30 protein-coding genes and 4 tRNA genes are annotated in these 20,585 nt (G+C 64.3%); 6 read left to right on the top strand and 28 right to left on the bottom strand.

Annotated elements, in window-relative coordinates:
• Positions 1-146: 146 nt before the first annotated feature.
• The 21 genes from QXK92_RS29485 to QXK92_RS29585 all read right to left on the bottom strand — a co-directional run bounded on the left by QXK92_RS29485 (position 147) and on the right by QXK92_RS29585 (position 12,587).
• Positions 147-446, bottom strand: a complete 300-nt coding sequence (locus QXK92_RS29485) for a hypothetical protein (RefSeq protein ID WP_306247767.1) — start codon at positions 444-446, stop codon at positions 147-149.
• Between the two features lie 286 nt (positions 447-732).
• Positions 733-999 (bottom strand): hypothetical protein, encoded by a 267-nt coding sequence (locus QXK92_RS29490; protein ID WP_306247769.1) that lies wholly within the window; start codon positions 997-999, stop codon positions 733-735.
• Between the two features lie 41 nt (positions 1,000-1,040).
• Entirely contained in the window at positions 1,041-1,889 is an 849-nt protein-coding gene (locus QXK92_RS29495) for a DUF1922 domain-containing protein (protein ID WP_306247770.1), read from the bottom strand.
• 160 nt (positions 1,890-2,049) lie between these two features.
• A complete protein-coding gene (locus QXK92_RS29500) occupies positions 2,050-2,373 on the bottom strand; it encodes a hypothetical protein (protein WP_306247772.1) in 324 nt (107 codons plus the stop codon).
• 1 nt (position 2,374) lies between these two features.
• A complete protein-coding gene (locus tag QXK92_RS29505) occupies positions 2,375-2,803 on the bottom strand; it encodes a hypothetical protein (protein WP_306247773.1) in 429 nt (142 codons plus the stop codon).
• Positions 2,804-2,806: 3 nt separating this feature from the next.
• Positions 2,807-3,691, bottom strand: coding sequence for a hypothetical protein (locus QXK92_RS29510; RefSeq protein WP_306247775.1), 885 nt, complete (start codon positions 3,689-3,691; stop codon positions 2,807-2,809).
• Between the two features lie 31 nt (positions 3,692-3,722).
• Complete coding sequence (locus QXK92_RS29515; RefSeq protein WP_306247776.1) at positions 3,723-5,381, bottom strand: AAA family ATPase; 1,659 nt, start codon at positions 5,379-5,381, stop codon at positions 3,723-3,725.
• A complete protein-coding gene (locus QXK92_RS29520; RefSeq protein WP_306247778.1) occupies positions 5,374-5,568 on the bottom strand; it encodes a hypothetical protein in 195 nt (64 codons plus the stop codon). The genes QXK92_RS29515 and QXK92_RS29520 overlap by 8 nt, the downstream gene beginning before the upstream one ends.
• Before the next feature lie 145 nt (positions 5,569-5,713).
• On the bottom strand, positions 5,714-6,118 hold the full coding sequence (locus tag QXK92_RS29525) for a RusA family crossover junction endodeoxyribonuclease (protein WP_306247780.1): 405 nt from the start codon (positions 6,116-6,118) through the stop codon (positions 5,714-5,716).
• Positions 6,115-6,312: a DUF1778 domain-containing protein gene (locus QXK92_RS29530; RefSeq protein ID WP_306247781.1), complete on the bottom strand. Its 198-nt coding sequence runs from the start codon at positions 6,310-6,312 to the stop codon at positions 6,115-6,117. The genes QXK92_RS29525 and QXK92_RS29530 overlap by 4 nt, the downstream gene beginning before the upstream one ends.
• Positions 6,309-6,725: a hypothetical protein gene (locus QXK92_RS29535; protein ID WP_306247791.1), complete on the bottom strand. Its 417-nt coding sequence runs from the start codon at positions 6,723-6,725 to the stop codon at positions 6,309-6,311. Before QXK92_RS29535 ends, QXK92_RS29530 begins: the two co-directional genes overlap by 4 nt.
• The gene (locus QXK92_RS29540) at positions 6,722-7,072 is read right to left on the bottom strand and encodes a hypothetical protein (RefSeq protein ID WP_306247793.1); all 351 of its coding nucleotides are present in this window, start codon (positions 7,070-7,072) and stop codon (positions 6,722-6,724) included. The genes QXK92_RS29535 and QXK92_RS29540 overlap by 4 nt, the downstream gene beginning before the upstream one ends.
• Positions 7,072-8,004 carry a hypothetical protein gene (locus QXK92_RS29545; RefSeq protein WP_306247795.1) on the bottom strand — a complete coding sequence of 311 codons (933 nt, stop codon included), beginning with the start codon at positions 8,002-8,004 and terminating at the stop codon, positions 7,072-7,074. Before QXK92_RS29545 ends, QXK92_RS29540 begins: the two co-directional genes overlap by 1 nt.
• Entirely contained in the window at positions 8,004-8,402 is a 399-nt protein-coding gene (locus tag QXK92_RS29550; protein ID WP_306247797.1) for a hypothetical protein, read from the bottom strand. Before QXK92_RS29550 ends, QXK92_RS29545 begins: the two co-directional genes overlap by 1 nt.
• Positions 8,399-9,700, bottom strand: coding sequence for a hypothetical protein (locus QXK92_RS29555; protein ID WP_306247799.1), 1,302 nt, complete (start codon positions 9,698-9,700; stop codon positions 8,399-8,401). Before QXK92_RS29555 ends, QXK92_RS29550 begins: the two co-directional genes overlap by 4 nt.
• Positions 9,697-10,602 carry a PD-(D/E)XK nuclease-like domain-containing protein gene (locus QXK92_RS29560; RefSeq protein WP_306247800.1) on the bottom strand — a complete coding sequence of 302 codons (906 nt, stop codon included), beginning with the start codon at positions 10,600-10,602 and terminating at the stop codon, positions 9,697-9,699. The genes QXK92_RS29555 and QXK92_RS29560 overlap by 4 nt, the downstream gene beginning before the upstream one ends.
• The gene (locus tag QXK92_RS29565) at positions 10,599-11,174 is read right to left on the bottom strand and encodes a DUF6283 family protein (protein ID WP_306247802.1); all 576 of its coding nucleotides are present in this window, start codon (positions 11,172-11,174) and stop codon (positions 10,599-10,601) included. The genes QXK92_RS29560 and QXK92_RS29565 overlap by 4 nt, the downstream gene beginning before the upstream one ends.
• Complete coding sequence (locus QXK92_RS29570; protein ID WP_306247804.1) at positions 11,171-11,398, bottom strand: hypothetical protein; 228 nt, start codon at positions 11,396-11,398, stop codon at positions 11,171-11,173. The genes QXK92_RS29565 and QXK92_RS29570 overlap by 4 nt, the downstream gene beginning before the upstream one ends.
• Positions 11,399-11,474: 76 nt before the next feature.
• Positions 11,475-11,729, bottom strand: coding sequence for a hypothetical protein (locus tag QXK92_RS29575; RefSeq protein ID WP_306247806.1), 255 nt, complete (start codon positions 11,727-11,729; stop codon positions 11,475-11,477).
• A gap of 193 nt (positions 11,730-11,922) precedes the next feature.
• A complete protein-coding gene (locus tag QXK92_RS29580; RefSeq protein WP_306247808.1) occupies positions 11,923-12,273 on the bottom strand; it encodes a hypothetical protein in 351 nt (116 codons plus the stop codon).
• Positions 12,270-12,587, bottom strand: a complete 318-nt coding sequence (locus tag QXK92_RS29585) for a hypothetical protein (RefSeq protein ID WP_306247811.1) — start codon at positions 12,585-12,587, stop codon at positions 12,270-12,272. The genes QXK92_RS29580 and QXK92_RS29585 overlap by 4 nt, the downstream gene beginning before the upstream one ends.
• A 215-nt stretch (positions 12,588-12,802) precedes the next feature.
• Between QXK92_RS29585 and QXK92_RS29590 the strand changes: the two genes are divergently transcribed.
• Complete coding sequence (locus QXK92_RS29590) at positions 12,803-13,057, top strand: hypothetical protein (RefSeq protein ID WP_306247813.1); 255 nt, start codon at positions 12,803-12,805, stop codon at positions 13,055-13,057.
• Positions 13,058-13,080: 23 nt separating this feature from the next.
• Here the strand turns inward: QXK92_RS29590 and QXK92_RS34180 are convergent, their stop codons facing one another.
• Both QXK92_RS34180 and QXK92_RS29595 read right to left on the bottom strand, forming a co-directional pair.
• The gene (locus QXK92_RS34180; protein WP_371934613.1) at positions 13,081-13,290 is read right to left on the bottom strand and encodes a helix-turn-helix domain-containing protein; all 210 of its coding nucleotides are present in this window, start codon (positions 13,288-13,290) and stop codon (positions 13,081-13,083) included.
• 336 nt (positions 13,291-13,626) lie between these two features.
• A tRNA-Lys gene (locus tag QXK92_RS29595) sits at positions 13,627-13,699 on the bottom strand.
• Between the two features lie 125 nt (positions 13,700-13,824).
• Between QXK92_RS29595 and QXK92_RS29600 the strand changes: the two genes are divergently transcribed.
• The 3 genes from QXK92_RS29600 to QXK92_RS29610 all read left to right on the top strand — a co-directional run bounded on the left by QXK92_RS29600 (position 13,825) and on the right by QXK92_RS29610 (position 14,123).
• A tRNA-Glu gene (locus QXK92_RS29600) sits at positions 13,825-13,897 on the top strand.
• Between the two features lie 39 nt (positions 13,898-13,936).
• A tRNA-Asp gene (locus QXK92_RS29605) sits at positions 13,937-14,013 on the top strand.
• A 33-nt stretch (positions 14,014-14,046) separates the two neighbouring features.
• Positions 14,047-14,123 (top strand) — tRNA-Phe (locus QXK92_RS29610).
• Positions 14,124-14,146: 23 nt separating this feature from the next.
• Here QXK92_RS29610 and xerC read toward each other — a convergent pair.
• From xerC to QXK92_RS29635, 5 genes are all read right to left on the bottom strand, one after another.
• On the bottom strand, positions 14,147-15,316 hold the full coding sequence (gene xerC / locus QXK92_RS29615) for a tyrosine recombinase XerC (protein WP_306247815.1): 1,170 nt from the start codon (positions 15,314-15,316) through the stop codon (positions 14,147-14,149).
• Positions 15,316-15,552 carry an AlpA family transcriptional regulator gene (locus tag QXK92_RS29620; RefSeq protein ID WP_306247816.1) on the bottom strand — a complete coding sequence of 79 codons (237 nt, stop codon included), beginning with the start codon at positions 15,550-15,552 and terminating at the stop codon, positions 15,316-15,318. The genes xerC and QXK92_RS29620 overlap by 1 nt, the downstream gene beginning before the upstream one ends.
• Positions 15,553-15,909: 357 nt before the next feature.
• A complete protein-coding gene (locus tag QXK92_RS29625; RefSeq protein ID WP_306247819.1) occupies positions 15,910-17,232 on the bottom strand; it encodes an FtsK/SpoIIIE domain-containing protein in 1,323 nt (440 codons plus the stop codon).
• Positions 17,229-17,651 carry a plasmid replication, integration and excision activator gene (locus tag QXK92_RS29630; RefSeq protein WP_306247821.1) on the bottom strand — a complete coding sequence of 141 codons (423 nt, stop codon included), beginning with the start codon at positions 17,649-17,651 and terminating at the stop codon, positions 17,229-17,231. The genes QXK92_RS29625 and QXK92_RS29630 overlap by 4 nt, the downstream gene beginning before the upstream one ends.
• 100 nt (positions 17,652-17,751) lie before the next feature.
• The gene (locus tag QXK92_RS29635) at positions 17,752-18,531 is read right to left on the bottom strand and encodes a GntR family transcriptional regulator (protein ID WP_306247823.1); all 780 of its coding nucleotides are present in this window, start codon (positions 18,529-18,531) and stop codon (positions 17,752-17,754) included.
• A 94-nt stretch (positions 18,532-18,625) separates the two neighbouring features.
• Here QXK92_RS29635 and QXK92_RS29640 point away from each other — a divergent pair, with 94 nt between their 5' ends.
• Positions 18,626-19,054 (top strand): NUDIX hydrolase, encoded by a 429-nt coding sequence (locus QXK92_RS29640; RefSeq protein ID WP_306247825.1) that lies wholly within the window; start codon positions 18,626-18,628, stop codon positions 19,052-19,054.
• A gap of 97 nt (positions 19,055-19,151) precedes the next feature.
• Positions 19,152-20,582: a tetratricopeptide repeat protein gene (locus QXK92_RS29645; RefSeq protein WP_306247827.1), complete on the top strand. Its 1,431-nt coding sequence runs from the start codon at positions 19,152-19,154 to the stop codon at positions 20,580-20,582.
• Positions 20,583-20,585: the final 3 nt, after the last annotated feature.

Genomic DNA, 20,585 nt, shown 5'->3' on the forward strand with positions numbered 1-20,585 from the left:
AACGGGGATGAATTAGCCCCGGCAGCAGTCGCTGACCGGGGCTTGATTTCGGGGGGTGGACACACTTCTTCCCCCAACAAAAGCTAATGTAGCAGGTCAACACGTCAGAAACGGGAACTGTCGCGTTGCGGGAGTGTCTGAGGGTGTCACTCATCGCCGAGTGCGTCCTCGATTCCTTCAGCGTTCGGTGGCGGCCCGGCCACGAAGAAGTATGCGTCTGGGCCAAGTTGTTCCATCTGGTCCATTTGGTAGCGGGCCAGTTCGACCTTGCCGTCTTCGCACATCTGTTGCAGGTCGGCGATGGTGTAGCCCTTGCTCTGGTTGGGTGTGCAGTCAGGGCAGTGGATGTGGGTTGGCGAGCCTTCGGCCAGGGTGCCGCTCATGGTGAACCCGGTCTCGTGGGACACCGTGCGGCCACACTCGCAGCACTTCGCTTCGTCGCTCATCGTTCGCACTGGTGGTCGTCGGACCACACTGCGGCGCATTCGCGGCATTCGGCGCGGCTGCTGATGAGTCCTGATATAGGACGGTTCCTGTCCATTTCGTCGGATCGAAATCAGGGTCCTCAGTGGGATCATCGGGGACGAAATGGCGCCGAGCGGCGTAGTCGTCCGGTACTTCACCCATAGCAGCGCACAGGCAATTGATCGCGTCACAGTCCAGAGTCACGCACGGACTCGGGGCAGCATGACACCAACGGCTCGGTTCATCGCTCATGCCGATCAGCCTCTCTTATGTCGGGTCAGTGGTGGCAAAAACGTGGAACACCAGCGAACCCAAGAACACCGTTCCCACGAAGCTGCTTTCGGGCGCGTCAACGAACATGTGCCCCGTGCCCATCACATTGACTCTGACCTTGCGTTCAGGGGCGAGGTCATCGTGAACAGCCCAAACCATGATGTCGCCGCCTTGGGCCGCCCCGGCGCTTAGCACGTTGCCGCGCAGAGACAGGATGGTTTCGTCGGCAGGTTCGAGCCGGTACTTGTAGATGGATTTCACTTTGCTCCTTTTCGCTGTGAAAGCAGGCCGATAACGGACGGTCAGCTTCTGACCTTGGTGCGCATCGCGGCGAGCTGCTGGTCCCGGCGGCGCAGTTTGCGGGCGCGTTTGACGCTGTAGACGTATGGGTCTTGGTCGTGGGTGTGGGTCGGGACGATGAGGCCGTTGTGGAGTCGGCCGGCGGGGCGGATGCGGCGGGTCTTGATCCACGCTTTGAAGGTGTCGGGGTCGACGGGTTCGCCGCAGTTGGTGAGGACTTCGAGTAGTTGGTCTTCGGTGTGGAGGTCGCGTTCCGCTGCGGCCCGTGTGCGGTTGCGTTCGACGTCGATGTCTTGGTGGCAGGTGGGGCAGGTGACGGTGCGGTCGTAGGTGTCGGCGAACAGGACGTGTCCGCAGTGGCGGGGGTGGCCTTGGTGGTCGCGGCCGGTGATGGTGGGGCACGGTCCGACGAGGTGGCGTTCGACGGGATTGATGGCGCGCAGGAGTTGGCCGCCGCGGTGGTCGGTGCCGACGAGGCGGCGCAGTTCGCGGTAGACGTGGCCGGCTTGGGGGTGCCGCGCGATGGTGTTGACGTGCCGGGTGAGCCAGTCGATCAGTTCGGTGATGGTGGGCCGGTAGCTGCGTAGGAGGCGCCGCCAGGCGGGCCGTAGGGGGCCGATGAAGTCGTGGGCGACGGTGCACTGCAGGCGGATCGGGCCGGGTCCGTTGATGGTGGCGACGAGGCCGCGAATGGTTTTCTCGGTCTTGCGGGCGGTTTCGGCGGCGCCGAAGTCCATGACGTTGAGTTCGTCGGGTCGGCGTTGGCGGCCGATGGTGCCGACGCTGGTGCGGTCGAGTCGTTGAATGCGGGCGTCGAGTTCGGCCAGGAGCCAGGGCAGCTGCTGGATCATGTCGCCGAGTACCTTGGTGCAGTCGGAGCAGAGGTACAGATCGGTTGGGCGCGTGCAACTTTGGCAATCGGTCATTGGTGGTGATTCACAATCAGCAGCGCGATGATGGCTCCCAATACCGGCAGCATCACCCATCCTGCAATTTGCGCGTTTATGCAGATCACCCGTCTACTCCTTCAGGTAGGTAGGTTTGCTGGTCAGAGGCCGCCGCGACTTCACGCAGCACTTGCGCGACTGCTCGACCTACGTTGCTTCCGCCGACCGGATACCGTGCTGACTCGGCCTTTTCGGCGGCGGTGAGGAGCATGGTGCCGTTGGTGTCATGCGGGCCTCTACACGCGATGTCCGGGACGCGCACGATGGCGTAGCCAGCCGTTCGGAGGTCGCCGATCGCCGTGTCTGCGATTTCCTCGAACGACTCCGTCGTGTCGATCTGGTGGTGGATCGCCTCGGCGATGATCTCTCTCGCGCTGGGTTGACTCATTTCAGCGTCCAATCACTCGGGCGGTGCGGCCGGCTGCGGTGGTGGTGGTTCGGCTGGCCAGCTGCTGGGCGCGTGCGATCTCTGCCTTGGTGGCGGCGGTGCCGTACTCGGCCAGGTACACCACGAGGTTGCCCTGGCCGTAGCGCAGTTCCTCGTCTGTCAGCCCTTCGAGCGTCACCTTGCCGGTGCGGTCCATGCCGATCCGCACTGTGCGTTGCGCGATGCGCTTCTCCAAGGCTTCCGCTAACGCCTTGGCGGCGCGGGCTTCCGGGGTGTCGTCCTGCCCTTTGCATAAGCCTCCGTGGCAGCACGGCGGCTTGTGTTGGCCGGGGGTGCGGCAGAAGTAGCATCCCTGCGGGCAGGGGTAGTCATGCAGCGGCCAGCCCGTCTGCGCTTGGACTCGCTTGCGGCGAATGATGTCGTCGACCATGATTCACTGCCCTTCCGGCTGGTCGTCGTCCATTTCCAGCTCCGGCGCGGCCGGGGTATCCGGCGTCTGCGGCGCCGGTTCGGGTTCGTCTTCCCACATCGAGTACAGGTCCATGGCGCGGGCCTGCGGTGCGGCCGGGGCGGCGGTCTCGGTGTCGCCGGCGCCCGCACCGAGGTCGGTGTCGTCGAGGTCGAGGTCCAGGAAGCTGGTGCGGGCCGCTTTGAGGGTTGCCAGGGTGTCCTGGTCGATTTCCACGGCGGCCTGTTCGCCGGCCTTGACGACCTTGGTGGCGGCGGCGCGGGCGGCGTTGATCGCTTCGTCGAGCCTCAGTTTCGCGTCGGCGCTGAGCATTTGGCCGACGGACTTGGCTTTCTTTGCGGCTTCGCGGACCGCTTTGACGTCCATGTTCGCCAGGCCGGTTTCCATGGTGGCCATCAGGTCGCGCAGCTCCCCGGAGATGGCGCGCACGGCTTCGACGTCGTCTTGGGCGATGGTGCCGGCGACCACGCGGACGTTGATTCGGGTGGTGGCGGCTTGATTGTTGAACTGGGTGGCCAGCGCGCGGGCCTCCTGGATGCGGGCCCGCAGGTCGCCCTGGCGGCTGTTGGGGCATAACAGGCCGAAGTCCGACTGGGCGCACACCCCGGTCACCAGCGCCCGGACTTTGCCGCGGACCTTGACGGCGTTGGCGTGCTCGTCGGGGTCGACGACGATGCGGGTCGTTTCCCACCGGGACCGTTCTTGTCCGTCTTCGTCGATGCACTGGTTTTCCAGGTCGACGCGCTGGTACTTGACGCCGCCGGCGATGCTGGTACGGAGGCTGACTAGCAGCCCGGGGCGCAGTGTGCGGGCTTCCATGGCTTCGGTGGTTGCCGTCGTAGTTGTCATGGTCGTATCTCCGTGCGTTGGGGTTCGGTATTCAGTTGTCGATGTCGATTTGGCGGCCCGCTTTGGCGGCGGCGCGTTTGGTTGGTGCTGCGCTGCTGGCGGGCCGGGTGCGGGCCGCCCACTCGCTGCGGAGCGCGGTGATTTTCCGTTCCTGGGTGGTGGCCATCGGCACGATCCGTTTCGCGGCCTGGATCAGGTCCTCGGTGGTGGGTTCACGCTGCCCGTCCGCGAACGCCGCCTTCAGCGCGTCCGGTATCAGGCTGGCCACCTCGGCGCCGGTGAACGTGTCGGTGACCTCCGCTACCGCGTCCAGGTCAATCCCCAAGGTCTCGGCGGTGCGGGGGGTGCCGTCGGCGCGCGGGTACTTCGGCAGCGTCGCGGTGACGATCGCGGCGCGCTCCGGCGCGGTCGGCAAATCGACCCAGAACGTCTCGTCGAAGCGGCCCTTGCGCATCAGCTCCGGCGGCAGCGCGGTCACGTCGTTGGCGGTGGCCACCACGTACGCCTCCCCGGAGCGTTCCTGCATCCACGTCAGGATCGCTCCCAGCGCGTCCGCGGATACCCCGCCGTCCGCGGACCCGGAAGTGGCGCCCTGCATAGCTTTTTCCACCTCGTCAAGCCACACCTCGCAGCGGCCGATCGCGTCGATGGTGGCCAGTGCTTTGCGCAGGTTCCCTTCGCTGTCCCCGACGAACTTCGACTTCAGCGCACCGAGATCCATGCGGATCAGCGGCATCCCCAGCTCGCCGGGGATCGCTTTGGCCAGTTCGGATTTGCCGCAGCCGGAGATGCCCATCAGGAACACGCCCTTCGGGGTGGGTAGGCCGTAGTCGCGGGCTTCGGGGGTGTAGGCCATGGCGGAGGCCATCACGTGGGCTTTGAATTCGTCGAGGCCGCCGACGTTGGCCAGGCCGCCGGCCGGCGGGTCGATCCACTCCAACAGGCCGTCGCGGGCGATGATGCGTTTCTTCTCCGCCGCGATCGTCGGCGGGTGCAGTTTGCGGTGCTGGACCAGCGATTTCGCGAATGTGGCTTGGGCTTCTTCCCCGGACAAGCCGACTGCCGCATCGATGGCTGCTTCGCGGGAGCCGTCGCGGATGCGGTCCACCAGCTGCTGGTAGTTCAGCTTGTTGTTGGGGCTGGCCAGCATCCCTTGGGTAGCGGATTCCACTGCGGCGTCGAGCAGTTCCGCGATCTCTGCGCGCTCGGGCAGGGGGAATTCCAGGACGGTGGTGTGGTTGGTCAGCTGCGGCGGCACGTTCACAGTGGGCGTCAGGATGATGATGGCTTGGGCGTCGTCGCGGGCCTTGGTGGGCAGCGCGTCGGGGCGCGCCAGGTTCCGCAGGCGGCGCAGCGTGATCGCGCCCGCGCCGCCGCCGGTGTACCACTCGGGGAAGTCCCGCAGAATCCACACGTCGCGGCTGCCGGTGCGGTCCTTGATCGCGTCGAGGATGGCGTCCGGGTCGCCCTTCGGGGCGATGTCGGTTTCCGGGGTGCCGTCCATGGCTTGCGCCCCGGCGGCCATGTCCCAGGTGTGGGGGATGAACCCGGCGCGGCCGATCGCGTTGAACAGGTTCTGCTCGGCGCGGGACTCTTCGGCGGTAACCACCAGCAGCAGTGGGTTACGGGCACGCAGCAGCGCGGCGACGTCGGTTTCAAACGCCTGGACTTTGGTCGGCGGGTTACCCACGGAGACGGTCCTCTGTCGTAACGGACCGCAGCGGCTGGGCGGCCGGCTCGGGTCGAGGGTGGTGGACGTGATGCTGGTGTTGGGTGAGCACTTCGGCCTGCAGGTCGGCGGTAGTGGCCAGCGTGCCGAGAGATTCGGCGATGGATTTCAGCGCTTCGACGGCGCGTTCGGCGATCTCGCGAAACATTTTGTCTCCTTTTCCTATTCGATACTCAGAGATGGGATTTGTAACGTACATTTCTCGCTACTGGTGAAGTCGTGCACCAAGACCCCGTTGACCATGTGGACGGGTTCGTGACACATCTCGCAGCGAATTTGGGCCGGGGTGCCGGTCACAACGCCTCCACGGTGATGTGCACCCCGGGTGGTTCGGCCGGGTCGGCGTACCGCTTGTGGGTGTCTCCGAGGCTGGTGACCTGCGCGTCATCGACAATCAGAGTTCCGGAGAGGGCGTCCAAAACTCCGCGTACCAACTTGTCAACATCCGGCGGGCTGGTGTGCGGCGGTGTTGTGGTGCGCGCCATGTACGTCGGGCGGGGCATGACGAATATCAGCGTGGCGCGCACCGCTCCCGCGTGCAGCGGCGCTCCGCGCCGGGCCTGATTCGCGGCTAGGCCGACCCGCCACCGCCACTCCGCCAAGCCCTTTGAACTTTCAACCAGGCGGCCGGCGCCCACATGGTTCTTGCTGCCTTGAGGTCTAGGCACGCCCGGCACGAAGAACTCCAGCACGCTCATCTGCCGGTCTCCCAGGCCTTGTTGAGTGCGGCGTCGCGGATGAACTGGCACACGGTGACGCCGGCAGACTTCGCGGCCGTTTCGAGTGCCTGTTTCTCCTCCGGCAGCATCCGCACCGCCTGCATCACGGTCCGCTGCCGGGTCTCTGACCCGCGGCGGTTGCGGCTCGGCGCCGTTGCCGTTGCCGTGCTCATATCGTCCCGAACCTTCCGAAGGTGGGCAGGTGGGGTTGCCCGTCTGCGCGGCCCCACAGGTGGAGCACGTTGTTGCGGATGCTGATGTGCTCCGATGGCGGGACGAAGCACTGGTAGGCGTGACCGTCCGGGAATACGGCTGCGTGCATTTCCTTCAGGTCGTCGTAGGACGGCATGTCGTTGGGGTCGTGGCGTGAGATGCTGGCGTGAATCCAGGGCTGGTCTTCAAATGGCCAGTAGCCGACGATTATTCGGCGACCGTCCTTGCTGTCGAACAGCCAGCATTCGCCGCCCTGAACCGGCGGCAGCCACGTGCCGCGGCCTAGCCGCTTGCGGATGCCCAGCGCGTCGATCAGCTGTAGTGCTTGTTCGGGCGTTGTCCCGCGGGGGTCGGGTTCGATATTCGTGGTCACCAGGACTCCATGGGGTTGGTGGTGGCCGCGGCCACCAGGTCTGCGGGGTTGGGGTAGCGGGGCTCGGAGGGGTCCGCCGGCTGCTCGTCATCAGATACAGGCGTCGGGGCCGGGCCGCCCAGTTCCGGGGGGCGTTGCCGACGCTGGTCGCGGTTCATCGCCTCGGCGACCCGGTACCAGCCGGATGCGCCTTCGTCGTCGGCGCGGGGATTGACCTCGACGGTCCAGCGGTTGGCCAGCGCCCACCAGTAGGCGGCTAGACGCTGCTCGGCGGTCCACTCCCGGGGGTAGGGGGCGATCTCCGGCCCCGCGATGAACTCACCCTGGGGGATGTTTGCCTCGTCCATCACTGGCCGCCCACTGTCAGCTGGTGTTCGTGGAGCAACTGGTCCAGTGCGCGCCGGTCGTGGGGGCAGCGGACGTACAGCGAGTCGCGTTTGGGGTCGTCGGGGTGGGGGCCGGGCCGGAAGATCATTCCGCTGTCGGGGCAGGGGATGGGGCAGCGGTGGATGCCGCGTTCCCATTCGGCGCGCTCACGTGCCCGCTGCCGCTCGATTTCGGCTTCGGTGTCCCGTTGCGCCTCGGCGTGCTTGCGGAGCCGCCCACAGGCCGTACAGGCCTCGTCGTGGTTCCACCCGGCGGGGTGCTTGCGACACGCAGCAGGCGGCTCGTTTGCGGTTTTCCGTGAATCCCTGATTTCTTGGGGGGGCGGCGCGTCAGCGCCGTTGCGCGCGTGCGCGTTACGAGACGCAACCCCCCCACCAGAAGTAACCAGAAGAGATGTCTCTGTCTCTGTCTCTGTCTCTGTCTCTGGTTGAAAATCGTTGACGGTTCGCTCAGTACTTCGCTCACCGACTTGCTCACCGACTTGCTCAGCGTGATGCTCAGCAAGTTGCTCGGCAACTTGCTGAGCGGCGTGCTTAGCGCGTTGCCTGGCGCTCGCTTGACCGCCCCTCTGGCCTGCGCGTTTGTTGCGCTCCCGGCGGGCCTCCACCTCAGCCTTCGTATCCTGATGCTCGGCGTAATCGTGGATGTACCAACCCTTGTCGCACTCGATCAGTGATGGCTTTTCGTCGTGGTTGGTGGCCAGCTCTTGCAGAACTTCAAGCGACCACCGAGCAACCGCGTAGCGACGCGCTAGAAATCCGTCCGTCAACTCGTCGCGTGAATACAGCGTGGCTTCCACCAGACACCGGAACGCAGCGTCGGACAGGATCGCGATTTTCGAGTTCCGGGGGAACTCCAGCGTGAACTTTCCGTACAAGCGCTCGTCGGCCATCAGCGCGGCTCCCAGTTGGTGCAGGCGGGCCACCAGGCGGCCACATCGCTGGCATCACTGCCGGTGTTGCGGGGAAAGATGGTACGGCCCCCTATGACAGTGGGAAGCATGCATTTGGGCCACCCCTGGATCTCCCGGAACCGGCAGCTGCCGCAGCGCGGGCCGCCCGCGGTGGACCGCTTGGCTTCCTGGTAGTCCAGGTCTCGCGGCGCGTCGGGGTGTAGCCGGATCGGTTCGCCCAGCGGGTGGATGCCGGCGCCGATGCGGCGCGCGACCTTGCGGTGCTGCTGGGCTGTGCGTGACAGCTTCTCTTTTGGTTCCGGAACGGTGCGGGCGCTGTCCGGCACGTCGAAAAGCCCCGTGTCGTAGTCGAATCCCTGCGGGTCTGTGGTGGTCATGGTTGGCTGTCGGGCGCGGACGGCGCCGGCATCACGAGTTCCCTGCCGACGAGGCCGATTTCGTAGCGGGTCAGTTGGTTGTTGGCGGTGATGTCGCGGCCCACCGTCTGGGAGACAAACGCGAACCACTGGGTGCGGCCGGCGTCGGTGGGCTGGAATCCGGCCGCGGCGATCAGCTGCGTGAGATCTTGCAGCTGCTCTTTCGTCGCCGGGCGATCGTCGGGCACCGGTTCCGGCTCCGGTTCCGGCGGCACATCGGCCTGCCTGTCTAGGTCGCCGTCTGGGGCGTCTCCCGTGTCCAGCGGCGGGGGCGGGTCGTCGTCGCCCGTGGGTTCCGGCGCGCTGGGGTCTGGGGTTGGCTCCGGCTCAGGTTCCGCCGGCGGGGCTGGGGGCGTGTCTACGTCGTCCTGCGCCGGGGGCGCTGGTTCCGGCGCGGAGGCTTTGGCCTGGGACTTGGCAAGCGCGGCCTCCATCCGGCTGGTGTGCCCCTTGGGTTTACCCTCGGCGGCCATGTTGGTCGGGCTGTCGGGGGTTGCCGCTAGGATTTCCTCCACCGTCAGCGTGTTCGCTACGGCGCCTGGCCCGGCCGCCGGAGATGGTGACAGCGCTGGGGCGGGCGGCTCGGATTCCAGTTCCTCGACGCTGTAGGCGATACCGAGCAGGGTTGCCGGGGACAGCCGTCGGCAGACCTCCATCATCGCTTTGGCCCACAGCATTTGGCGTGGCTGAGTCAGGTATTTTTCGTTGCCCACCAGCTTGCCGCGCTCGTTGACCTCGTAACGGACACCCCGGATGACCTTGCCGCCCTTGTCGCTGTCCAATACCTGCGGTATCCAGCCCGCGCGGTCGGCGTCTTCAATGGTGAACCGGGACGACTCGTCTGGGTGATCCCAGTCGGCGACTGTGCCCGGCCTCATGCCATGGACGGTGCATGCCGCGTCGGTGTCCTCCATCGTCTTGAACCGGAACCCTTTGGCTTCCAACAGGGCTTGCGCAGTCCGCGCATAGATGCCCGGCGTTCCGTGGACAGCGAACACGTTCTGCAACGCCGCAATCGGACTCAAGCCGATCTCGGCGCCGTACAGAATCACGGCGGTCATTTCCTCCGCATTGCCCCGAAGGCTGAGAGGGACGATTTGCCTGCCAACCAGCTTCCTGGCGAACTGGTAGGCCATATCGGTCAATTCCGCGTGTTCCATCAGTACCTGCCGCGCGGTGGACATCGCTGGGCGGGCCGGCGGCAACACCTCCAAGCCGGTGCTGGTGTCGTCGGGGCGGGCTATTGCGTTGCTGCTCAATGTATTTCACCTTCCATAGTGTTTTCCTCGATGGCGTTGGCCAAGTCGATCTCTTTGCGTAGCCAGGTGGGCAAGCTCAAGATGTTGAGTTCCTCGTATCCCGGCCACCTGCCGGTTTCGCGGCACTGCGCGTACAGCCGCCGGGCTCTGCGGTTCTGGCCTTGCGCGCGAACCATGTCTTCGGGATCGATGTAGTGAACCGACACCGAATATGGCGCTTTCTTCGACTGGGCGATCAGCACAAAATCGGCGTCGATTCCCGTGATGACGAAGAACCCGTCCAAATACCAGTCGCCTTGGCAGTGGTATCCGTAGTCACGCATCGACTTGGCGAACTTCTCCGGGTTGGCGTCGTCGGTCGTCTTATAGTCGACGATCAGCGGCCGCCGGCGGGGCTTATCGATCGGCAGGTAGTCGGGGCGCAGCCGACAACGAACTCCGGTCTCCTGGTCGGTCCACCACCCCGACAGCTCCGCGTAGCCCTCGGCGAGCAGCGCCGACGCCAGGGGGTGCTTGCAGACCTCCGCGGCCATCAGCTCGGCCTGGTCCATGTCCCACTTGGCGATTGGAACTTTGCCCGCCACACGCGCCTGGGCGTCGGCCTGCTTCCACATGGTTGTGGCCGTGGGCTTCTGGGATTGCTTCCCGTCGGCGGTCAACCCCACAACCGCGGGGTCCAACACCTCAAACTGGACACCTTCACCCAAAACCAGCGCGTGGCAGACACTTCCGTAGTCGTAGACCTTCTTCGGCCTAGGTGCGTGATCCATCTGGTAGCGGAATTCCGCCGGGCTCGTAGACAGCAGCAGCCGAGCCCCGCTACTCGACAACGAGTCCTTGTCGCCGTGATATTCCTGCTCACTGACGCCTGGGTAAAGCCCGTCCTGTCGTGGGACCGTCACAGTTGGACCCCGTTGCGGGCGGCCATTTCGGCGTAGGAGTTGAACAGTGGAGGCCAGGACGGCGGCGGCGCCCAAGTGACCTCACCAGGCAGTCGACCTTGGACAATGGCCAGCCGGATTCCTAGGTGGTTGTGGCCGCAGCGCGCCAGCCAACCGGCGCAGGCTCGGTCGTGGCCTTCGGTGGACTTGTGGCACGCGAACATTGGGGCGCCTATTGGCGCCTCTGCGCCCGGGCTGCCAGCCGTGTTGGCCAGTGCCGCGTAGCGCTCCGGCGGGAACTCCCCGGCCGGAGAGTCGCGGCGCCACGGGCAGTTCGCGCACGGCGCGTCGCGGTGTGGTAGCTGGGTCATGCGCTGCGGCCTTTGGCGTGGTTGGCGAACGCCGCGTCCAGCGCGGCCGTCCACCAGCGCGTCGACCAGCTTGGCCAGGTGCTTGGTGTGGTCGAGGCGGCCCATGGGCGCGCCGCACAGGCATCCCAAACAGGTGCCGTCCGATTCGGTGACGCGGGTGTGGCGGGTCAGCAGGGACGCGATGGCGCGTTGCCGGTGGGCGTTGCCGTGGCCGGTGTTCATCGCACCCGTGTCCGCGTGAAAAGGTCGGTCACAGTGCACGACGCGCGGTCCAGGGCGGGCTCGGGGGTGCACGCCTCGGCGCGCAGCTGCTTGGACACCGTTGCCGGGTGTATCGCCTTGGCGTGCTCGATGGTCTTGGTCAGTGCGACCGCATCCGCGGCGTGACGCTCAAATAGAGCGTCTTCGGTTTCCCGGAAATCCTCTGGGCTCCAAACCATTTGCATCCGCGGACGCTGATTTTTGCGCTTGATCACGATCAGTTGATTCCCCTTCGAGGTTGGGGCGGGTGGGGCCGGGTTGCTATTTCCCGTGCGGTTCGCGCGGGAAAGCTTTGGGGTTGTGGATGCCGACGATTGATGCGGCGGCGGTGAACGGGTCTCGGGCCCGCTGGAAGTCCTCAAGGTGCAGCCGGCACAGCGCGGTGCCGGCCACCGCAGTCATTGCCGGCTTCGGGTCGCTACGCAGATAGCTCGGGGTTTCGAATTCGCCGTCGAGGTACTCACACCACATGCAGACGGCGCACATTAAAGGCGGCCAAGCCGGCTCGGCGGTCATGCGCGCACTCCGCACACTGAACGCTGCTCACAGAACGCTTCGGCGGCGCACCGGCAGATGTGGCCGAGCTGGTCGGCGGGGTGATTGAATGCGCGGGCGCAGGGGTGTCCGGAGCGGCTTGCATGGCCGAACACGTCGCCACACAGCAGTGGCGGCGCCCAGCGCCGATCGGGCTCTTGCGCGTCGAGGTCGATCACCGGGCACCGCCACGGACGGCGGACCAGTCCTCTACTGACTGCGCGTAGGTCGGCGGTTTGAGTGACCCGGCCACGCCCGGGGGGATAGGCGCGGCCGGGCCTTCCGCCGCACCACTCTGGGGGAGGAATGGCGCAGCGGAAGCTATGTGTTGCAGCAGGTTTCGGATGTCCTGCAGGAGCGCGTTCGTCGCGCCTTGTTCGTGAACCAGCTCGGTCAGTGACTCGGCCGAGTCGAAAGCGAGCTCGCGGGTGGCGAAAGGGTGATCGGGGCCTGCGAGTAGCAGTTGGCCGACGTGGTAGATCTGCTGGGCCAGCGTGGCGAGGGTGCGGATGGCGGCGAAGATCATGACCCCGCCACCGCCGCCACCAGCAACGCCACGAAGCACACCCCGCTGACCACGACGACAGCGGCCAGGGAAGTCAAGGCCCACAGGGGCCAGTGAGGAGTGGGCAGCGGCTGCGGTGCCGGCACCCCCACCCGGGAGGCTGCGGCAGCCCTGTCGGAGGTTTGGATGCCCGCGCCCGGCGGCTCAGTACCGGGCGCGGGCTCTCCCGAATCCCCGACGGCTTGAGGACCCGGGAGGAGACCAACAGCAGCGAAGTACGCGGCGAGGCTACGTGGCACGACGGCGAAACAGTCGTCGGTGTTGGCGGTAGTCACGACCGGCCCCCACGCTGCTGATCACGGCCGGCTGTGGCGCCCGACGGCCGCGGCGCGGTGTCCGCGGCGCGTCGGACCCACGCCCTACGCTGCAACCACCGAGACGCGGCAAGGATCGCGCCGGTTACATAACGGGTTCCAGCCCGTGCAAACGCAAGGAGATCAAAACCGATCCGAATTCGATCGATCCCAACTTTGTCGCGCTTCTGCGGAGCGTGAAAGTTCCCCAGAACTTGGCTCTCAGCCGGGCCTTCGTCGACTTCCTGATCGAGAACGTCGAACGAGGCGAGCTTCCGCAGACGCTGGAAGAGGCGGAGAGCAGGCGAGGGCAGACGACGATGATGATGATCGGGTCGGACCTCGACGTCATCGCCGCGGTCGCGAGTATCGAAGAGAAACTTCAGATGCTTATCGATGCAGTCAACGGGCACACCGCAACCCTGAATCGGATTACTGGGCAGCAACGGTAGCGGCCGGTCGCCCACAGCGGCGATCATGCGCTGGCCTCAAGTGCGGCCCTCGCGTCGGCTGGGTGGACTCGGTAGTAGCCCCCCGGCAGCTTTACCGCTTTGAGTCGGCCGTCTGCGATGTACCGCTGAACGGTGCGCAGCGATATGCCCCAGTTTTTGGCGACTTGAGAAGGTGTCAGGAGGGAATCTATATGCGATTCGGCCATGCTCTTGACGGTATGGCGGAGTGACATGCAGTGTCAAGCGCGCCATGCATATGGCGCATATGTCGCTTCATGTCGTATGGTGTCGCTCATGACCGTTCAGTCAGAACTCGCGATAGACCCTCGACGGCGCAGCAATGCGCTGATCGGCGAGCGGGTACATCAACTCATGTGGCGTGCTGGTCGCACGCAGAAGCAACTAGGTCGACTGCTCGGAGTCGACCAAGGCTCGATCTCGAAGCGGCTCCACGGCAAGACCGACTGGACCGCGATCGAGGTGGCCGTAACCGCAGCGTGGCTAGGTGTTCCGGCCACCGAGTTAATCCCCGAGGTCGAGCTGTTTCCCGACGACGACGGAACCGGCGGTGCCCCCAGTAGGACTCGAACCTACGACCTGCGGATTAAAAGTCCGTAGCTCTACCAACTGAGCTATAGGGGCGGCGGAGAATCACAATACTGGGTCCCGGAGGAGGGCTCGTTTGAGGATTGGGGCCGGGGTGACCTAAGCTGACTTGGCTCCCAACAGTAATCGCGTTGGCAGTGCCCCGGAGAGATTCGGTTCTGGCCCCCTTCGTCTAGCGGCCTAGGACGCCGCCCTTTCAAGGCGGTAGCGCGGGTTCGAATCCCGTAGGGGGTACTGGCTACGCGGGCACCGCGGAGCACAGCAGTACAGCAAGGCCCTGTGGCGCAGTTGGTTAGCGCGCCGCCCTGTCACGGCGGAGGTCGCGGGTTCGAGTCCCGTCAGGGTCGCCAGCACGGCGAGGCACACGCTGCCTGCCGGCTTCCGGCCAGGTAGCTCAGTCGGTACGAGCGTCCGCCTGAAAAGCGGAAGGTCGGCGGTTCGATCCCGCCCCTGGCCACCAGGTTTGACCTGCTTAGACACGGATTATGCACTCGATGGTTGGTTTGATTCGTCCGGTTCTTGTCCGGTCTTCGGTAGGTGAATCTCTTTTGCGTGAAGCTGATCGAGGTTGGTTGCCACTTGGTCTAGTTCGTCGGCGTAGAGATCGCTATAAATATTCGCGGTGACGGTGGGCGTGGAATGACCCATGGTTTTCTGGACATAACGCAGGTCTGCCCCCGATTTACGGGCCAGGCTGGCATAAGTGTGGCGTAGCTCATGGATAGTTAGGGGAGCCAGGTCGGTCTTCTCAAGGGCTTGATTCCAGTGAGTATGGCGGCGCCAGTTGTTGGATCGCAGCATTGTTCCGTTCGGTGAGGTAACGGCTGGTTCGTCCGGATCGCGGCCGTTGATGCGCCGGGCGAAGATGTCGACCACTACTCGCGGGAGCGGGATGGTTCGGATGCCGGCGCGGGTCTTCGGAGGCCCGATAACAATGCGGCCCTCAACCTCGGGTGCGGCCCGTCGGACGAAGAGGCGGCGGGCGGCAAGGTTGATGTCCTTGACGCGGAGGCCGACGAGTTCGGACCAGCGCAGGCCCGTGTAGGCGAGGATTGTCACGACGTCGCCCTGGTCACCGCAGGCATCGGCCAGTGTCTGGACCTCCTGCGCGGTCAGGTAGCGATGACGATCCCGCTCGGGAATGCGGCCCGCTGAGACACCAAAGGCCGGGTTGCGGTGGATGCGGCCGTCCTGGTGGGCGACGTCGAGAATCGAGCGCATGAGACGCAGCGTGGACACTTTCGCCCACGGGCCCACCGTCAGGCCGTCAACGAACGCCTGAACGTCGGCGCGAGTGATCTCGTCGACGGGGATGTGGCCGAATCGGGGCGCGATGCGCAGTTCCCAGTGTTGGGTGTATCCGCTCCAGGTCTTCGGCGACACCGCGGGCTTCTTGGAATCGGAGAACTGCGTCCAAATCCGGTTCAGCGGTGTGCGCCCTAGGCGTGGGTCGAATCGACGCGCACCGAGCGCGGCTTCGTTGTCGCGTTCGGATTTGAACGCCTTCGCCTCGCGCAAGGTCGGAAACGTGGCCGAAGTTTCGACCCAGCCCGATGGCGCGTCCGGATCTCGGATCAGGTACCGGACTTGGTAGCGGGGTTGGCCGGCTGCGTTGAGGCGCTTTCGGATGCCGCGAGGGGTGTTGCCCGCCATTACCGGCGCACCTGCTTCAGCCAGGACCGAACTTCCGCGCAATCCCAGCGGCGCACGCGCTCTGACAACGTGTAGCAGGGTGGTCCGACCTGCTCGCCGGTTGTTTCGCGGAGTGCGGCCCAGCGGTTGAGTGTTGCAGCGGAAACACCTAACAGCGTTGAAACCTGTTCGGCGGTAAGCAATTCTGGGAAGTTGCCCGTAGTGACGAGAGACTCCCTAATGCCGTGAGTGACCATCGCGTCACCCAGTCACGGGTCGTTGGTGTGTGGACGGCGCGTGCATGCCGGCCCGGATAGCGTCGAACCACGCGCGGGTGCGCGGCAATCCGGCGGCACTGTCGGCTCCTCCCGCCGTGATTCCCCATAGGCTGTATGCCCAACGATCCAGTGCGGACACTTGCGTCTCACTGCATCGTTGGAGTTCCGCCTCGTCGTGCATGACCAATGCGGTACCGAGGATCTCGCCGGAGGACCATATATGCCGGTACTCATCGAAACCGTATCTGCGGACCAGGTTGGCGCGGTGGATCAAATCGTTTGCTTGCCGGGCCAATTGGTCTTGACCGGGCAATTCGAAGAGATGTCCGCGGTTAGTCATTGCTGCTCTTTCGCGGTAGCTCCCGCGGTCCGTCCGTATTGCTTTGCAGTGGAGCGGATTTGATCATCGGTCCAGAAATCAGCGCGCACCCTGGTCACTTGGCCGTCCTCGGCAATGACGTAGCCGGTGCCCGGAGCGTCAGGGCTGATCCGATGTGCGGGTGCGGAATCGGCCAATCCGTCGCCCAGAACCATCGTCACCTCGTCGCGGGAACGAAGGCGGAGTGCGATCGTCTGAGTGAACAGGCCCCGCATCGGTAGGACTTCTTTGCGGGGATCCTGCAGGAATGCCACCACGACGATTCCCAGTGCGCGGCCTTTGGTCAGGATTCGAGACAATGAGGCGGCGGCTTCTTTGCGCAGTGCGGGGTCGCTCATGTATGCGGTCATTCCGGCCAGCTCGTCGATCAGCAGCACGATCAAGGGCGCCGATGTGGTGGGGGTATGTTGTCGAGTTCTGCCTGCCATTCGCGCTCCGCGTTTGTCCATCAACTGTTCCAGCGCGGCAAGGGTTTTCACTGCATCGGCCTCGGTCGTGGCGATCTTGGTGAACAAGCCCGCGCCGACCGATAGTTCGATGCCGTACTTGAGGTCGATGCCGATCAGGTGGACCAGGCCGGCCGCGATCGCAGGACCGAAGCCGCCGGCAATGCCCCAAAACACCGACCCTTTGCCTGCGCCCGAGCTGCCCACGGTCAGGGTGTGGCGTCCTGCGACGGGCAGCGTCCACGGAGCGCCGTTTTCGCAACGCCCCAGTGTGATTCGGGTGGTGGCGAGTGCGCTGGGTGAAGCGGCGTGACCCACTGACGAGAGTTGCTCGCGCATGACCAGTTCCATCCGCACGGTACCGGGGGCGACTACGACCGACCGGGCGGCGTGTGCTCGTGCGGCGTCGCGGATGGCCGGGACGGCACGCTCCAGGTCTTCGACCGTCAGTCCCATCCGCGTCTGCACTGTCAGAAGGAGGCAATTGTCAGATACATTGACCTGTAACAGCTTTGGATGAGTCCATCGCGTCTGTGTGACCGGCCGACCTTCGCGGTCCTTGCGGGTGACTTGCTCGGAGGCGGACAGGCCGCACCGTCTAGACAGCCGCTCCCATGAGATGTATGCCCACAGCCTCCAGCGCATGCGCCGGACGGGGACGGCGAAGTGCAGTTCGTAGGTCGCCGGTGACTGCAGCCTCCAGGCAATGAGAACGGCAGCGATGATTCCGGCGGCTACCGCAACCCAGGCTATGCCGGTAAGCAAGAAGTCAAAGAGGTGGTCAAACCGTAGTGGGGTGTCGGGGTCGGTGAGTTCGTACGGGTCGGGATTCACGCCGACACCCGACCAGAAGCCGATGCTGCGGTCGACTTGCCAGGTGCTGCCATGCCTGCCGCCCGAAACGACCACGCGATCCGAGAGAAATCGCCCGCCTTCTCGACGTACGCCAGAGCTGTCAGGCCCTCGAAAATTACAGGGGTAAAGGGGGTTCCGCTGGAATTGGTGGGTGCAGTGGGTTGAGTTTGCGCGGCGAACTTGACGGTCACCGTGCGGCTGCGCTTTGGTGCGGCCGGATCACCGTCGAGCACCTCGACCTGCCACATTGGCAAGCCGGTTTCACGGTCGGTTGCTTGTACTCGGTTGTCGCCCGAGGACCGGTCGAAGTCGATCATCGGCGTCACCTCGGACACGAGAAACGCACCGAACGAAAACACCTGGTCATGGCCGACCTGAAGCCATTTGGGGATGGACATTGCAGAACCTTTCGAGAGGATTGGACTAGATGATTATCTAGTCTAGTCGTCTAGAGGAGTGAGTCAAGCATTGCGTGCGACTTGGTCATTTCGGGAAGTCTCAGCGCGCTGAGAAGTCGTATTCGAGCAGATAGGCGGATGCCACCTTCACCGTGTCGCACACTTCTACGGCGACGTCATTGGTGTCGTAGGCCGTCCGAACCACAGTTAGGACGGGTGCCCCCGTCGCGAGCCGCAGGGCGCGGCGCTCCTCGGGGGTGGGCATCCGTGCACCGACTTCTTCGGTGAATCGGGCGAGTATGTGGCCGGCATCTTCGAGTCGCGCGTAAATGCCGCCAGGTCCGGTGTCGACTTGGTCGATCTTGGTGTTTTGGGCAAATGCCGCAGGGATGTAGGAAGTCGCTGTCTCAATCGGCCGTCCATCGACGAGGTAACGCCGTGATCGAACCACGACCTCGTCGTCTGGTGTCAAGCGAAGGCGTTCGGCAACAGTCGAATTCGGCTTCGTGAGTGTCACGGTGATGTTGTCGACTTGTGGCGTGTAACCCGACTTTTCCGCCTCGACGGTGAACGCGGCCTTGCCGCTTGCGCGATGTCGCCGTGCGAAGCGATCGGATGCGAGTCGTCGAATCTGAGGAGCGGGGCGAACGAACACTCCGCGGCCGTGCTCCGAAACGGCCAGGCCTTCGGAACGCAGCTCCTGTACTGCCTGGCGGACTGTCATTCGCGCGACTCCGAAGTGGTCGATCAACGCTGCCTCGGATGGCAGGCGTTCGCCTGCGGTTAGCTGGCCCGAGGCAATGGCTTCGCGCAGCATGCCCGCGATCTGCCGATACGGCGGCTTGTCGTCCGCGCGATCGATCTGACCGAGTTGCAGCACCTGCGGGCCTTTCCATGCACGTCTAGACGACTAGTCTAGGAAAACGACACGTACATGTCACTACTGGCGTCCAGCCAAGAGGATGGAGTCGCGCATGGCAACCACGCCGAAACACTCGGTCAGCGTCGCCGGCATCGTGGTCCGCGACGACGGCCGCGTCCTGGTCATTAGGCGCAATGATAACGGCCACTGGGAAGCCCCTGGAGGCGTCCTGGAGCTCGACGAATCATTCGAGGCTGGCGTTCAACGCGAAGTGCTGGAAGAGACTGGACTTGAGGTCGCTGTAGAGCGACTCGCGGGTGTCTACAAGAATCTGACCCACGGAATCGTCGCCTTGGTGTACCGCTGTCGGCCAGCTGGGGGTAAACCGCATGCGACCGAGGAAGCTCGTGAAATCCGTTGGATGACGAGGGAACAGGTTCAGTCGGCGATGAGTCCCGCATTCGCGGTTCGCGTATTGGATGCTCTCGACGAGGACGTCCATTCGCGGGCACATGATGGTGTCAATCTCATATCCGGCTGACAGCCAAATCTGCCGGAAGCTGTACACGCAGGCAATGTCCTCCGCGACGGGCGGCTCGTTCGAAGTTAGGAGCGGTGCAGTCGAGTAAGGTGCCGCCATGGCCGACGGTAATCCTCTTCGCGTATTTGTTGCAACGCCGGGTGACCTGGCGAGCGAGCGCAAGGTCGTCGATACGATCATCGCGGAGCACAACGCAAGACAGGGGAGCGACGCAACCCGCTTTGAGATGGTTGGTTGGGAAAGCGTCAGAGGAACGGCGCGGCGGCCGCAAGAGGCGATCAACGAACTTCTTGGCGAATGCCACTATTTGGTCGCTCTCTTTAAGAAGTCGTGGGGTAGTGCGCCCGGAAGTCCCTGGGGCTACACCTCAGGTACTGAAGAGGAGCTCTTCACAGCTCTCTTGCAGTTGGGTCAAGAGGATCGACCCATGCGCGATGTCTGGGTCGCGTTCTTGCATGACGCATCGCCAGCGTCGGAGATAGTCAAATTGCGTGATCAAATGTCCAATCAACACTCGGTTATGTACGAACCTGTGTCTGATATTCGCGATCTAAAAACAAAGCTAACGCAGCGACTGGAGGCCTGGGCGTCAATAGCTGGACCAAAGATTGCGCGTCATATAAATTTGCTTCCTTCGACCGGAAAGGATCTTATTCGCGCAGCGACGCTTCGCCGGGATGGCGAGAAGCTGGTGGAGCTTGGGCTACCGGAAAATGGGGGCAAGAATCTCAAGGAGGCAGCGGTCCTCGGCGGACCGCCCGAGCAACTGGCCTATGCCAAGTATCTGGAGCACAGCGGCGACCTAGACGCAGCTCAAGGCGTAATCGAGTCAGCGATCGACTATTTCGGCAAGGAGCCGGGCACCTTACACACTACCGCCGCGGCCGAGGCGTTTGCCGCTCTGGCGGGGCTACTGCGCCGCAAGGGCTCTGATAGGGACGCCATCGGTCGACTGCAGCAGGCACTCACTCTTCTCAAGCAAGATGACCCGTTCGCGGCGGTCGTGAGGTGTCGAATACTTGACGAACTTGGATTGGCTCATCAACAGGTCGGGGAATCGGACAGTGCACACCGTAGTTTCCAACTCGCGCTCGACAAGCGCAGAGAAGCAGAAGATGAAGTAGGTATCTGTCAATCCCTGGTGAATCTCGCGCGCCTTCACGTTGCAACGGACGACCTGGACTCCGCCCGTGACTTTGCAGAAGAAGCGTTATCAAAGTTGGGCAAGTTCCCTCCCAGTGCGCTCCTGGCGAATGCCGAAATCTTGCGTGCTCAGGTGCTTTTGCGGCTTGGGTCGGCAGTTGATGCGCTCGAGAATACGGCTCGGGCGATTTCAATCAATCGGCAGATTGGGAATGCTCGGGGTGAGGCGATCTCATTGCTTGTGTCAGCTCAGTGCCTACGGGCATCGGGTGACGTGCCTGGAGCGATAGCGGATGCCGAGAAGGCTTTGGCATTGAACGAGGCCATGGGAAATACGTTCGGCCAAGGCCGAGCGCGCTGGCTGCTTGACAGGCTCCGGGAATAATCG

Origin of the sequence: Mycobacterium sp. TY815 (assembly GCF_030755135.1) — a bacterium.
GTDB lineage: Bacteria > Actinomycetota > Actinomycetes > Mycobacteriales > Mycobacteriaceae > Mycobacterium.

Coding starts and splice junctions, on each gene's coding strand:
- QXK92_RS29505 (WP_306247773.1), bottom strand. CDS start 2,803: ATGGTCGACGACATCATTCGCCGCAAGCGAGTCCAAGCGCAGACGGGC.
- QXK92_RS29540 (WP_306247793.1), bottom strand. CDS start 7,072: ATGGACGAGGCAAACATCCCCCAGGGTGAGTTCATCGCGGGGCCGGAG.
- xerC (WP_306247815.1), bottom strand. CDS start 15,316: ATGGCGGGCAACACCCCTCGCGGCATCCGAAAGCGCCTCAACGCAGCC.
- QXK92_RS29580 (WP_306247808.1), bottom strand. CDS start 12,273: ATGATCTTCGCCGCCATCCGCACCCTCGCCACGCTGGCCCAGCAGATC.
- QXK92_RS29485 (WP_306247767.1), bottom strand. CDS start 446: ATGAGCGACGAAGCGAAGTGCTGCGAGTGTGGCCGCACGGTGTCCCAC.
- QXK92_RS29645 (WP_306247827.1), top strand. CDS start 19,152: ATGGCCGACGGTAATCCTCTTCGCGTATTTGTTGCAACGCCGGGTGAC.
- QXK92_RS29545 (WP_306247795.1), bottom strand. CDS start 8,004: ATGGCCGACGAGCGCTTGTACGGAAAGTTCACGCTGGAGTTCCCCCGG.
- QXK92_RS29530 (WP_306247781.1), bottom strand. CDS start 6,312: ATGAGCACGGCAACGGCAACGGCGCCGAGCCGCAACCGCCGCGGGTCA.
- QXK92_RS29630 (WP_306247821.1), bottom strand. CDS start 17,651: ATGTCCATCCCCAAATGGCTTCAGGTCGGCCATGACCAGGTGTTTTCG.
- QXK92_RS29510 (WP_306247775.1), bottom strand. CDS start 3,691: ATGACAACTACGACGGCAACCACCGAAGCCATGGAAGCCCGCACACTG.
- QXK92_RS29640 (WP_306247825.1), top strand. CDS start 18,626: ATGGCAACCACGCCGAAACACTCGGTCAGCGTCGCCGGCATCGTGGTC.
- QXK92_RS29495 (WP_306247770.1), bottom strand. CDS start 1,889: ATGATCCAGCAGCTGCCCTGGCTCCTGGCCGAACTCGACGCCCGCATT.
- QXK92_RS29500 (WP_306247772.1), bottom strand. CDS start 2,373: ATGAGTCAACCCAGCGCGAGAGAGATCATCGCCGAGGCGATCCACCAC.
- QXK92_RS29520 (WP_306247778.1), bottom strand. CDS start 5,568: ATGTTTCGCGAGATCGCCGAACGCGCCGTCGAAGCGCTGAAATCCATC.
- QXK92_RS29525 (WP_306247780.1), bottom strand. CDS start 6,118: ATGAGCGTGCTGGAGTTCTTCGTGCCGGGCGTGCCTAGACCTCAAGGC.
- QXK92_RS29575 (WP_306247806.1), bottom strand. CDS start 11,729: ATGACCGCCGAGCCGGCTTGGCCGCCTTTAATGTGCGCCGTCTGCATG.
- QXK92_RS29565 (WP_306247802.1), bottom strand. CDS start 11,174: ATGAACACCGGCCACGGCAACGCCCACCGGCAACGCGCCATCGCGTCC.
- QXK92_RS29550 (WP_306247797.1), bottom strand. CDS start 8,402: ATGACCACCACAGACCCGCAGGGATTCGACTACGACACGGGGCTTTTC.
- QXK92_RS29570 (WP_306247804.1), bottom strand. CDS start 11,398: ATGCAAATGGTTTGGAGCCCAGAGGATTTCCGGGAAACCGAAGACGCT.
- QXK92_RS34180 (WP_371934613.1), bottom strand. CDS start 13,290: ATGTCACTCCGCCATACCGTCAAGAGCATGGCCGAATCGCATATAGAT.
- QXK92_RS29620 (WP_306247816.1), bottom strand. CDS start 15,552: ATGGTCACTCACGGCATTAGGGAGTCTCTCGTCACTACGGGCAACTTC.